The 12278-nt window shown below is 65.9% G+C and carries 12 protein-coding genes; 11 read left to right on the forward strand and 1 reads right to left on the reverse strand.

Annotation, left to right across the window (positions count from 1 at the left end; genetic code table 11):
* Window positions 1–92 precede the first annotated feature (92 nt).
* From A3CW_RS0107780 to A3CW_RS0107805, 6 genes are all read left to right on the forward strand, one after another.
* Window positions 93–809: an MIP/aquaporin family protein gene (locus tag A3CW_RS0107780; protein ID WP_028203061.1), complete on the forward strand. Its 717-nt coding sequence runs from the start codon at window positions 93–95 to the stop codon at window positions 807–809.
* 228 nt (window positions 810–1037) lie between these two features.
* Entirely contained in the window at window positions 1038–1901 is an 864-nt protein-coding gene (locus A3CW_RS0107785) for a fumarylacetoacetate hydrolase family protein (RefSeq protein WP_028203062.1), read from the forward strand.
* Entirely contained in the window at window positions 1898–2650 is a 753-nt protein-coding gene (locus A3CW_RS0107790) for an SDR family NAD(P)-dependent oxidoreductase (RefSeq protein WP_028203063.1), read from the forward strand. Before A3CW_RS0107785 ends, A3CW_RS0107790 begins: the two co-directional genes overlap by 4 nt.
* 117 nt (window positions 2651–2767) lie before the next feature.
* On the forward strand, window positions 2768–4117 hold the full coding sequence (locus A3CW_RS0107795; protein ID WP_028203064.1) for an MFS transporter: 1350 nt from the start codon (window positions 2768–2770) through the stop codon (window positions 4115–4117).
* A gap of 24 nt (window positions 4118–4141) precedes the next feature.
* Window positions 4142–5320: an L-rhamnonate dehydratase gene (gene rhmD / locus A3CW_RS0107800; protein ID WP_028203065.1), complete on the forward strand. Its 1179-nt coding sequence runs from the start codon at window positions 4142–4144 to the stop codon at window positions 5318–5320.
* A 53-nt stretch (window positions 5321–5373) separates the two neighbouring features.
* The gene (locus tag A3CW_RS0107805) at window positions 5374–6156 is read left to right on the forward strand and encodes an SDR family NAD(P)-dependent oxidoreductase (RefSeq protein ID WP_028203066.1); all 783 of its coding nucleotides are present in this window, start codon (window positions 5374–5376) and stop codon (window positions 6154–6156) included.
* Between the two features lie 17 nt (window positions 6157–6173).
* On the opposite strand, the gene A3CW_RS0107810 is transcribed toward A3CW_RS0107805, so the two are convergent.
* Window positions 6174–7166, reverse strand: coding sequence for a LysR family transcriptional regulator (locus A3CW_RS0107810; protein WP_028203067.1), 993 nt, complete (start codon window positions 7164–7166; stop codon window positions 6174–6176).
* 224 nt (window positions 7167–7390) lie between these two features.
* Between A3CW_RS0107810 and rhaM the strand changes: the two genes are divergently transcribed.
* The 5 genes from rhaM to A3CW_RS0107835 are packed head-to-tail and all read left to right on the forward strand — an operon-like array spanning window position 7391 to window position 12265.
* Window positions 7391–7705, forward strand: a complete 315-nt coding sequence (rhaM, locus tag A3CW_RS0107815; protein WP_028203068.1) for an L-rhamnose mutarotase — start codon at window positions 7391–7393, stop codon at window positions 7703–7705.
* A gap of 20 nt (window positions 7706–7725) precedes the next feature.
* Window positions 7726–8631: an amidohydrolase family protein gene (locus tag A3CW_RS0107820; RefSeq protein WP_028203069.1), complete on the forward strand. Its 906-nt coding sequence runs from the start codon at window positions 7726–7728 to the stop codon at window positions 8629–8631.
* Window positions 8632–8659: 28 nt separating this feature from the next.
* Complete coding sequence (locus tag A3CW_RS0107825; protein WP_407669714.1) at window positions 8660–10201, forward strand: sugar ABC transporter ATP-binding protein; 1542 nt, start codon at window positions 8660–8662, stop codon at window positions 10199–10201.
* Window positions 10198–11253, forward strand: coding sequence for an ABC transporter permease (locus A3CW_RS0107830; RefSeq protein ID WP_028203071.1), 1056 nt, complete (start codon window positions 10198–10200; stop codon window positions 11251–11253). The genes A3CW_RS0107825 and A3CW_RS0107830 overlap by 4 nt, the downstream gene beginning before the upstream one ends.
* Window positions 11246–12265, forward strand: a complete 1020-nt coding sequence (locus A3CW_RS0107835; protein WP_028203072.1) for an ABC transporter permease — start codon at window positions 11246–11248, stop codon at window positions 12263–12265. The genes A3CW_RS0107830 and A3CW_RS0107835 overlap by 8 nt, the downstream gene beginning before the upstream one ends.
* Window positions 12266–12278 lie beyond the last annotated feature (13 nt).

Genomic DNA, 12278 nt, shown 5'->3' on the forward strand with positions numbered 1-12278 from the left:
CAAACAAGCATAACTAATTAACATAACCCGCAGCGGGATGGCATGCGCTTCGTGCGCATGCACCGCGCGGGCAGAGAGAGACTACGACAATCATGTCACCCTATATTGCGGAGTTCATCGGCACGGCCATTCTCGTGCTGCTCGGTAACGGCGCCGTTGCAAACGTGCTGCTGGCAAAAACGAAGGGCAAGGGCGCCGACCTCATCGTCATCGTGATGGGTTGGGCCATGGCCGTGTTCGTGGCGGTCTACGTGACTGCCTCGTTCAGCGGCGCGCACCTCAACCCGATCGTCACGATCAGCCTCGCGCTCGCGGGCAAGTTCGCGTGGTCGAAGGTCGGCGGCTATATCGCGGCGCAGATGCTCGGCGGCATGGCGGGCGCGCTGCTCGTTTGGCTTGCCTATCGACAGCACTTCGCGAACGAAGCCGACCCGGATATCAAGCTCGCGGTGTTTTGCACGGCGCCCGCTATTCGCAGCAAGCGCCACAACGTGTTGACGGAAGCAATCTGCACCTTCGTGCTGATCCTCGGCGTGCTCTATCTGGCGTCGCCGCAGGTGGGACTCGGCGCACTCGACGCGCTGCCCGTGGGCCTGCTCGTGCTCGGCATCGGCATTTCGCTCGGCGGCCCGACCGGCTACGCGATGAGCCCGGCGCGCGATCTCTCGCCGCGCATCATGCATGCGTTGCTGCCGATTCCGGGCAAGCGCGACAGCGACTGGCGCTATGCGTGGATTCCGGTGTTCGGTCCGCTTGCCGGCGGTGCGGCTGCGGCCGGTCTCTATCACTACCTGCACGCCATGCACTGACTGCGCTGACCCATACCGCGCCTGCGAGACAGGTGCGTTGCAGTGCACCAAGCCCGCGTACGCCATGGCGTTCGCGGGCTTTTGTTCGTCTGTATACCCACGGCGCATAACACTGCAAAGGGCGCGATCCGGTTTCGCTATCGCCTCATGCGGCTTTCGGATTGTTCGGCTATCGCGGCACACCTATATTGGCTGTCAACGATCCATTCCAATATCAGGAGACGCCGCATGAAGCTGGTCCGCTGGGGCAGTAAGGGAGCTGAAAAGCCGGGTGTGATCGATAACGAGGAGCGCGTGCGCGATCTCTCCGGCGTCACGCCGGACGTGGCGGGCAAAGGTCTGGGCGCGGCCGCGCTGCGCCAGCTTGCCGGATACGATCTCGCCACCTTGCCGCTCGTCCCCGCCAACACCCGCCTCGGCCCCTGCGTGGGCAGCGTCGGCAAGATCGTCTGCGTGGGCCTCAATTATTCCGACCACGCCGCCGAATCGAACATGCCTGTGCCCACGGAGCCCGTGCTCTTCCTCAAGGCAACGAGTTCCATCACCGGCCCCAACGACGACGTGCTGATTCCCCCGGGCGCGAAGAAGGTCGACTGGGAAGTCGAGCTGGGCGTGGTGATCGGCGAAGCAGCGCGCAACGTACCGCGCGAGCGCGCGCTCGACTACGTGGCCGGCTATTGCGTGGTCAACGATGTTTCCGAGCGCGCATGGCAGATCGAGCGCGGCGGCCAGTGGGACAAGGGCAAGGGCTACGACACCTTCGCGCCGCTCGGCCCCTGGCTCGTCACGCGCGACGAAGTCGCCGACCCGCAGGCGCTCGACATGTGGCTCGAAGTCGACGGCAAGCGCTACCAGAACGGCAACACGCGCACGATGATCTTCGACGTGGCCACGCTCGTTTCCTATATCAGCCAGTTCATGAGCCTGCAGCCCGGCGACGTGATCTCGACCGGCACGCCGCCGGGCGTGGGCATGGGGCAGAAGCCGGAGCCCATCTATTTGCGCGCGGGACAGACCATGCGGCTGGGCGTGAGCGGCCTGGGCGAACAACAGCAACGCCTCGTGGCGGAACAAGGAGGGCAGGCGCAATGAATCAACTGGATCTGAACAATCGCGTGATGGTCGTGACGGGCGGCGCGCGCGGTCTGGGTTATGCCGTGGCGCAGCGGGCACTGCGCTCGGGAGCGGCGGTCGCGCTCTGGGACATCGACGCCGAACGGCTCGAACGCGCGCGCACCGAGTTGGCGGAGTTGGGCAACGTCTCGGTGGTGAAGGTCGAATTGACCGACGAAGCCTCGGTCGAGGCAGCCGCACAGCAAACCGTGAAAACGCACGGCGCGATTCACGCACTCGTGAACAGCGCGGGCATTACGGGCGGCAATGGCCTCACGTGGGAGTTGCCCGTGGACGTGTGGCGCCGCGTGATCGAAGTGAATCTGATCGGCAGCTACCTGACCTGCCGCGCCGTGGTGCCGCGCATGATCGAGCAAGGCTACGGGCGCATCGTCAATATCGCCTCCGTGGCGGGCAAGGAAGGCAATCCGAATGCTTCGCACTACAGTGCATCGAAGGCCGGGCTCATCGGCCTGACCAAGTCGCTCGGCAAGGAGCTTGCCACGAAGGGCGTGCTCGTCAACGCCGTGACGCCGGCGGCGGCCAAGACCGAGATCTTCGATTCGATGTCGCAGCAGCATATCGACTACATGCTCGCGAAGATCCCGATGAACCGCTTCCTGATGCCGGACGAGGCGGCTTCGATGATCGTGTGGCTCACGACGGAAGACTGCGCGTTCAGTACCGGCTCGGTGTTCGATCTTTCGGGCGGGCGCGCGACGTACTGAGGCGGGAAGCACGACCCGCGCGCATCGGCCGGACAGCGCGCGCGGGATCACGATAACGGCGCGGTGGTAATAGAAGAGCGCCGACAGGAGACATCGATGTCGATCGAGGCACCTACCCTGGAACCTGAGCTGGCACCTATGCTGGCAGAAGCCGCGGGCCGCAAGGCCATGCGCCGCCTCTTGCCTTTCCTGCTCTTGATGTACGTGCTCGCGTTTCTCGACCGCGCGAACATCGGCTTCGCGCAAAAGGCGCTGTTGCACGATACGGGTCTTTCGGACGCGGCATTCGCGTTCGGCGCGGGCGTGTTCTTTGTCGGCTACGCGCTCTTCGAAGTGCCGAGCAATCTCGCGCTGCACCGCGTGGGCGCGCGGATCTGGATGTGCCGCATCATGGTCACGTGGGGCTTGATTTCCGCGGCGATGGCGTGGGTCCAGTCGCCCACTTCGTTCTATGTGCTGCGCTTCCTGCTGGGCGTGGCCGAAGCGGGTTTCTTCCCCGGCATCATCTATTACCTCACGCAGTGGTTTCCGCAGTCCTCGCGGGCGCGCGCCATCGGCGTGTTCTATTTCGGCGCGCCGTTGGCGTTCATCTTCGGCGGCCCGTTGTCAGGACTTCTGCTCGAGATGCACGGCACCTTCGGGCTGGCGGGCTGGAAGTGGCTCTTTCTCGTGGAAGGGAGCCTGGCCTCGGCCGTGGGCGTGTGGGCCTTCTGGTACCTCGTCGACAAGCCCGAGGACGCGCGCTGGCTCTCCCCCGACGAGCGCCGCGCGCTCACCGGCGCGATCCAGCTCGACGCGCGTGAAGCTGCCGCACACGGCCCGCGCGATGCGCTCGCGGCATTGCTCGACCGCCGCGTGCTTGCCTATGCCGGCATCTATGCGCTGATCCAGATGAGCGTGTACGGCGTGATCTTCTTTCTGCCGCAACAGGTGGCCTCGCTCGTGGGCGCATCCGTGGGCTTGAAGGTGGGCCTGCTCGCGGCCGTGCCCTGGCTGTGCGCCGTGGCGCTCACGTGGATCGTGCCGCGCCGTGCGGACCGCCTCGGAGGCCATCGCGCATGGGCTGCGCGCCTGCTCGTGATGTCGGGTGTCGGCATCGCCGTCTCGGGCCTGGCGGGAGGCCTTGGCGGCAGCGCGGGCGCGATCGTCGCGATGCTCGGCCTGTGCTGCGCGGCGAGCGGCTTCATCGCGGCGCAGCCGCTCTTCTGGACCTTCCCGGCGCGCGATCTCGCGGGCGCGGCCTCGGCCAGCGGCATTGCGCTCATCAATTCGCTCGGCGGTCTGGGCGGCTTCGTCGCGCCGCTGCTGCGCGCCGCCGCCGACCGTAACTTTGCTTCCCACGCGGCGGGCCTCGAACTGCTCGGCCTTGCGAGCATTGCCGCCGCGCTGCTCATTCTTGTCGTCGCGCCGCGCGCCGTGACGCCGACGGCTCGCTCGTTCGAGCCGCCCGTGCGGCGCGCGCGCTAATCCTTTACCCAGGAGCTACGTAACATGGCCATGCCAACCATCAAACACGTGCGAGCCTTCACCGTGCGCGGCGGCGGCGCCGACTATCACGATCAACCCGACGGCCACTGGATCGACGACCATATTTCCACGCCGATGGCGCGCTATCCCGAGTATCGCCAGAGCCGCCGCTCGTTCGGCATCGACGTGCTCGGCACGCTCGTCGTGGAGGTGGAGGCGAGCGACGGTACCGTGGGTTTTGCCGTGACCACGGGCGGCGAGATTGGTGCGTTCATCGTCGAGAAGCATCTCGCGCGCTTTCTCGAAGGGCAGCGTGTGACCGACATCGAGAAGATGTGGGATCAGATGTACTACGCCACGCTCTACTACGGCCGCAAGGGTGTCGTGCTCAACACCATCTCGGGCGTCGATCTCGCGCTGTGGGACCTGCTCGGGCAGATCCGCAAGGAACCGGTGTATCAGCTGCTCGGCGGCCCCGTGCGCGACGAGCTGATGTTCTACGCCACCGGCGCGCGCCCCGATCTCGCGAAGGAAATGGGCTTCATCGGCGGCAAGCTGCCGCTGCTGCATGGTCCGGCCGAAGGTGAGGAGGGCCTCAGAAAGAACATCGAACTGCTCGCCACGATGCGCGAGCGCGTGGGCGACGACTTCTGGCTCATGTACGACTGCTGGATGAGCCTCGACGTGCGCTATGCCACGCGCCTCGCCCAGGCCGCGAAAGAGTACGACCTCAAGTGGATCGAGGAATGCCTGCCGCCCGACGACTACTGGGGCTATGCCGAACTGCGCCGCAACGTGCCGCGCGGCATGATGGTTTCTACCGGCGAGCACGAGGCCACGCGCTGGGGCTTTCGCATGCTGCTGGAAATGGGCTGCTGCGACCTGATCCAGCCCGACGTGAACTGGTGCGGCGGCATGACCGAACTCATCAAGATCTCGGCGCTCGCCGACGCGCACAACGTGCTGGTCGTGCCGCACGGCTCCTCGGTGTACAGCTACCACTTCGTCGTGACGCGCCATAACTCGCCGTTCGCGGAATTTCTCATGATGGCGCCGAAGGCCGACAAGGTGGTGCCGATGTTCACGCCGCTGCTGCTCGACGAACCGGTGCCGGTGAAAGGACGGCTCAAGGTGCCGGACGCGCCGGGCTTCGGCGTGCGGCTCAATCCGGACTGCAAACTTTCGCGGCCATACACGCACTGAGCGCGCCGAACGCGCACCAATCGAGGCTCATCACAAGCGACGAGGAGAAACACGTGCTGCTCAAGGACAAGGTGGTGATCGTCACCGGCGGTTCGCGCGGTATTGGCCGCGCCATTGCGATTGCGAGCGCCCGCGAGGGCGCCGATATCGCGATCAACTACTGGGGTGACAACGACGCCTCGTACGGCCGCCGCTCGGCGATCGACGAGGTGCTGGACGAGATCGAGCGGCTAGGGCGCCGCGCGATCGCGCTGGAAGGCAACGTGGCCGCGCCGCAAACGGGCGTGGATCTCGTGCGCCAGACGGTGGAGCGCTTCGGCAAGGTCGATGTGCTCGCCAGCAATGCGGGTATCTGCCCGTTCCACTCGTTTCTCGACATGCCGCCCGCCGTGCTCGAACGCACGATAGGCGTGAACCTGAACGGCGCGTTCTACGTGACCCAGGCCGTTGCGCGGCAAATGAAGGAGCAGGGCACGGGCGGCGCGATCGTGGCGACGAGTTCGATCAGCGCGCTCGTGGGCGGCGGCATGCAGACGCACTACACGCCCACCAAGGCCGGCGTGCATTCGCTCATGCAGTCGTGCGCGATTGCGCTTGGGCCCTATGGCATACGCTGCAATTCGGTGATGCCGGGCACCATCGCCACCGACCTGAACGCCGAAGACCTGAGCGACGAAGGCAAGCGCGCCTACTTCGAAAAGCGTATTCCGCTCGGGCGGCTGGGCGCGCCCGAAGACGTGGCCGAATGCGTGGTGTTTCTCGCCTCGGACCGCGCGCGCTACGTGACGGGTGCCGCGCTGCTCGTGGACGGCGGGCTATTCGTGAATCTGCAGTGAGCCATGGGCCACGCGTTTCAATGAGGAGCGAGCACGGCCGCGTGCGAACCATCGTGAGCGATATCGTCCATCTTGAAGGGCTGCGAAAAGCGCCGCAGCAAGCCGACGAAATGCTCGGCGGGCTCGGCAAGCGGCTCGTTCTTGCGCGTGAGCACGCCGTAGCCCGGCAGGCTCTTGCCGATTTCGAGCGGCAGCACGACGAGCAGCTTGCCGCGCACATGGTCGCGCACGACCGGCTCGGGCAGCATGGCCACGGCGTCGAAGCTTTCGAGCAGTTGCAGCGTGGCGAAGATCGAGGCCGACTCGGTGAGATTGGCGGGCGTGCCGAGACCGGCGCGCGCGAGTTCGCCTTCGAACAACTCGCGCGCGGGACTCGTGATGGGCTGCGCCACCCATGGCCAGTTCATCAGTTCCGCGAGCGTGACCTGTTCGCGCCGCGCAAGCGGATGGCGCGCGCGCACCACCAGCACGAGGGTTTCCCGCGCGATCGGCTCGAAGCTGAAATCGTTGTGCTGCAGCGGCGTGGTGAGGCGCCCGAGGGCGAGATCGACTTCGCGGCGATGCAGCAACTGCACGACCTGGTCGCTCGTTTCGCCGAGGATGCGCACGTGCAGCAGCGGCCGTTCGGTCTTGAGCGTGGCGACGGCTTGCGCGAGCAAGTCGGGCGCGGCGCCCATGATCGCGCCCACGGTGAGCTGGCCGTGACCGCCGCGACGCTTCACGTCGAGGTCTTCGGCAAAGCGCGTGAGTTCGGCGAGCGCGCGGCGCGCGTAGGCGAGCGTGACGACGCCGAGCGCGGTGGGCTGCATGCCGCGCGCGTTGCGCTCGAAGAGCCGGAAGCCGAACGCTTCCTCGATGTCGCTCAGCATGCGGCTCGCGCTGGGCTGGGCCACGTTGATGGCGTCGGCGGCCTGATGAACGTTGCGCGCGTCGTCGAGCGCGACGAGCAGGGCAAGGTGCTTGAATCTGAGCCGGTTGACGAGTGCGACGACGGAAGTGTGATGGTTCATGGAGCGATCCGGTTTGTGCATCGCCCGATCCCAACATCGGATTGGTTGGCTATCGATGCGGGAATTATAGTCGGATCACAACGCAGCTAACCACGTAAAAAACGCGTGCCCTTTAGCCCCTTTGGGCCGCCGCGAAGCCAGGGCAAATACCGAGGCAACGCGTGCCCCTGGTCACAAAAGCGGCATAAGCGCACGACGTAACAAGGCTGGACGGAGACACGATCATGGAGACAATGGCGTTTCGCATGCAGCTCGATCCCGGCAAGCGGGACGAATACGAGCGGCGTCACCGCCAAATCTGGCCCGAGCTGGCGAGCGCGCTGCGCGATGCGGGCGTCGAAAATTACCGCATCTTTCTCGACGAAGCGACGCATCACCTCTTTGCCGTGCTCGAACGCCGCGACGATCACACCATGGACGCGCTGCCCGAGCTGCCCATCATGCGCAAATGGTGGGATTGCATGGCCGACATCATGCAGACGGATGCACACAACGTGCCGCTGCAACAGCCGCTCGTGCAGGTCTTTCATTTGCCTTGAGCTCACGCGAGGAACATGCCATGCAGGTCGTCGATCCGCACGTCCACTTCTGGAATCTCGATACGCATCACTACCCGTGGCTCGCGAATCCGGGCACGTCATTCGTCGGTGACGCGCGCGAACTCAAGCACAACTATCTGCCCGCCGACTTGTTGCGCGAGGCCGGCGACATCGACGTGCTCAAGGTCGTACACGTCGAAGCAAACCACGATCCGGACGATCCGGTGGAGGAAACGCGCTGGCTGGAAGGGCTCGCAGACATTGCCGCGAACGCGGGGGAGGCGCATGCGTGGCCCGACGCGATCGTCGCGGCCTGCGATCTCAGCTCGTCCAATGCGCCCGCGGTGCTGGAGGCGCATGCGGCGTTTGCGCGTACGCGCGGCATTCGCCAGATTCTCAACGTTCACGAGAACAAGCTCTACGACTACGTGGGGCGGCATTACATGCGAGAGGCCACGTGGCGCGAGAACTTCGCGCTGCTGGAGAAGCACGGTCTTTCGTTCGACCTGCAGCTTTATCCCTCGCAGATGGAGGAGGCCGCCGCACTCGCGCGTATGCATCCCGGCATTCAGCTCGTGATCAACCACGCGGGCATGTTCGTCGACCGCAACAGCGTGGCGGGCTACCGCGCATGGCGCGACGGCCTGCGCCTGCTCGCGGCATGCCCGAACGTGGCCGTGAAGATCAGCGGACTGGCGATGTTCGATCACGCGTGGAGCGTCGAAAGCCTGCGCCCATATGTACTGGAAACGATCGACGCATTCGGCGCGGACCGCGCGATGTTCGCCTCGAACTTTCCGGTCGACCGCCTGTTCGGCAGCTATTCGAAGCTTTGGCATGCGTACGCGTCGATCGTGAGCGGCGCGAGCGAGAGCGAACACATGGCGCTATTTCGCGGCAACGCGGAACGTATCTACCGCATTTGAGCGTGCGCGCAACGACATGGAGACAGGCGTGGAAGCAGAAGCAAAAATCAGGGCCGATGACACTCCGCGGCTCGAACTGCGTAACGCGAGCAAGTCGTTCGGGCGCGTGCGCGCGCTCATCGACGGCAGCTTGAGGCTCATGCCCGGCGAGGTGCACGCGCTGCTCGGCGAAAACGGCGCGGGCAAGTCGACGCTCGTGAAGATCCTCGCGGGCGTGTATCAGCCCGATGGCGGCGAAATGCGCATCGACGGCGTGGAGCGCGAGTTCGCGACGCCCGCCCAGGCGCGCGACGCCGGTATCGCGGTAATTTATCAGGAGCCCACACTGTTCTTCGATCTTTCGATTGCGGAGAACATCTACATGGGGCGTCAGCCCGTGGATCGCGTGGGCCGCATCGACTACGACACGATGCATCGCGAGGTCGCGGCCCTGCTCCAGTCGCTCGGCGTCGAACTGAAGCCCGAGCGGCTCGTGCGCGGCCTTTCGATTGCGGACCAGCAGGTGATCGAAATTGCGAAGGCGCTGTCGCTCAACGCGAACGTGCTCATCATGGACGAGCCCACGGCCGCACTCTCGCTGCCCGAGGTCGAGCGGCTCTTCACGATCGCGCGCACGCTGCGCGACCGCGGCGTGGCGATTCTCTTCATCACGCACCGGCTCGAAGAAGTCTTCGCGCTCACGCAGCACGTGACGATCATGCGCGACGGCGCCAAGGTGTTCGACGCGCCCACGGCCACGCTCAAGACCCAGGACATCGTCGCGAAGATGGTGGGGCGCGACCTCGCCACGTTCTACCCGAAGGCGGACATGCAACCGGGCGAAGTCATGCTGCGCGTGCGCGGCCTCACGCGTCGCGGCGTATTCAAGGACATTTCGTTAGACGTGCGCGCGGGTGAGATCGTCGCGCTCGCGGGACTCGTGGGCGCGGGGCGAAGCGAGGTGGCGCGCGCGATATTCGGCATCGATCCGTGCGACGCGGGGCAGGTTCAGATCGCGGGCAAGCCGCTGGCGTCCGGCATGCCCGCTGCCGCCGTGAAGGCAGGCCTCGCGCTCGTGCCCGAGGACCGGCGTCAGCAAGGTCTCGCGCTCGAACTGAGCATTGCGCGCAACGCCTCGCTCACGGTGCTCGGGCGACTCGTGCGCTTCGGCCTCATTTCCACGGGGCGCGAAGTGCAGCTGGCCGGGCAGTGGGGCAAGCGCCTGCGCCTGAAGGCGAGCGATCTGAACGCGCCGGTGGGCACGCTATCGGGCGGCAACCAGCAGAAGGTGGTGCTCGGCAAGTGGCTCGCCACCGGGCCGAAGGTGCTCATCATCGACGAACCGACGCGCGGCATTGACGTGGGCGCGAAGGCCGAAGTCTACGGCGCGCTCGCGGAACTCGTGAAAGAGGGCATGGCCGTGCTGATGATTTCGAGCGAACTCCCCGAAGTGATCGGCATGGCCGACCGCGTGCTCGTCATGCACGAAGGCCGCATCACCGCCGACATCGCCCGTGCCGACGCCAACGAAGAGCGCATCATGAGCGCCGCGCTCGGCGAAACCAACATTCATCTGGGGCACGCCGCATGATGCGCCATTCCACTTCTCCTCATCCCCTGCACGGCGGCGAGCCGCGCCCGCAGCGGCGCAACGCGGGGGCGTTGGCCGAAGCGCTGGCGCGCAGCCGCGAGACCACGCTTTTCGTGGTGCTGCTGCTGATCGTGGGCGGCACGGCGCTCGCGCGGCCGCAATTCCTCAACCTGCAGAATCTGCGCGATGTGCTGCTCAACGTCTCCATCGTGAGCTTGCTCACGGCGGGCATGACGATCGTGATCCTGATGCGCCATATCGATCTTTCGATCGGTTCGACGGTCGGCATCAGCGCCTATGGCGTGGGCAGTCTCTACGTGGCGTTCCCGCACATGCCCGTGCTCGTGGCGCTGGTCGCGGGGCTCGCCATCGGACTCGTGGCGGGCGCGATCAACGCGCTGCTCGTGGCCGTGGGGCGCGTGCCGTCGCTCGTCGCGACGCTCTCGACGCTCTACATCTTCCGCGGCGCCGACTACGCGTGGGTGCATGGCGGCCAGATCAACGCCACGAGCCTGCCCGACGCGTTTTCACGGCTCGCCACAGGCACGGTGCTCGGCATTCCGGTGCTGGCGCTCATTGCGATCGTGCTGCTTGCCGCGCTCTCCGTGTATCTCAAGCAGTTCCGGCCGGGCCGCGAGTACTACGCGATCGGCTCGAACCCGGAAGCGGCGCGCCTTGCCGGCATCAACGTGGAGCGCCGCGTCGCGACGGGCTTCTTGATCAGCGGCGCGATTGCGGGCCTGGCGGGCGCGCTGTGGCTCGCGCGCTTCGGCACCGTGGACGCGAGCACCGCGAAGGGCATCGAGCTACAGGTGGTCGCGGCCGCCGTGGTCGGCAGCGTGGCGATCACGGGCGGCGTGGGCACGATACTCGGCGCGACGCTCGGTGCGCTCGTGCTGGGCGTGATCAGCATCGCGCTCGTGGTGCTGCACGTCTCGCCGTTCTGGGAACAGGCGATTCAAGGCGCGCTGATCGTGGCCGCCATCGCCGCCGATACGCTGCTCGCCCGCTCCGTGGCAAAACGCATGATGAGGAAACGCGACCATGGCTAAGAACGCCCCGAAACCCGACGCCGCGCTGCTCACGCGCAAGCCCGGCTTGCCGCTCAGCTGGGAAGCGCTGCTTGTCGTCATTCTCATTGCATCGCTGGTGGTGGGGCGCGTGCTCTCGCCCGTGTTCCTCACGGGCGCGAACATCAGCAACGTGCTTGCGGACCTCACCGAAGTCGCGCTCATGGCCTTGCCGATGACGCTCATCATCGTCGCCGCCGAAATCGATCTTTCGGTGGCCTCGGTGCTCGGCGCTTCGAGCGCGTTGCTGGGCGTGCTCTGGCACATGGGCTTGCCGATGCCGGTCGCCATGGCGCTCGTGCTCGTGGCGGGCGGCCTCGCGGGCCTCTTCAACGGGCTCGTGATCGTGAAGCTCAATCTGCCTTCGCTCGCCGTGACGATCGGCACGCTCGCGCTCTTTCGCGGGCTGGCTTACGTGTTGCTCGGCGACCAGGCGATTGCCGACTTCCCGCCGGGTTATACGCTCTTCGGCATGAGCAACCTGGGCAGCACGTTTATCCCGTTGCCGTTCCTGATCGTCGCGGCGTGCGCCATCGTATTCACGATATGGCTGCAGGCCACGGCGTTCGGCCGCAGCCTCTTCGCGATCGGTGCGAACAGCACGGCCGCTTCGTTCTCGGGCATCGACGTGCCGAAGATCAAGCTGCGCCTCTTCGTGCTCTCGGGCGTCATGAGCGCGCTCGCGGGCATCGTCTATACGCTGCGCTTCACGAGCGCGCGCGGCGACAACGGCGAGGGCTTCGAGCTTTCGGTGATCGCGGCGGTGCTGCTTGGCGGCGTGAGTATTTTCGGCGGGCGCGGGTCGATGTATGGCGTGCTGCTCTCGCTCCTGATCGTCGGTGTGCTGAAGAACGCGCTCACGCTCGTCGATGTGTCGAGCGAAACGCTCACGATCGTGACCGGGGCGCTGCTGCTGGCTTCGGTGCTGATCCCGAATCTCGCCGCGCGCTGGCGCTCGATGCGCGACCGGCGTGCGCTGGCACGGACGGCGTGAACGTGGTGTGAAG

The sequence above is a fragment of the Paraburkholderia nodosa DSM 21604 genome (assembly GCF_000519185.1).
Lineage (GTDB): Bacteria > Pseudomonadota > Gammaproteobacteria > Burkholderiales > Burkholderiaceae > Paraburkholderia > Paraburkholderia nodosa.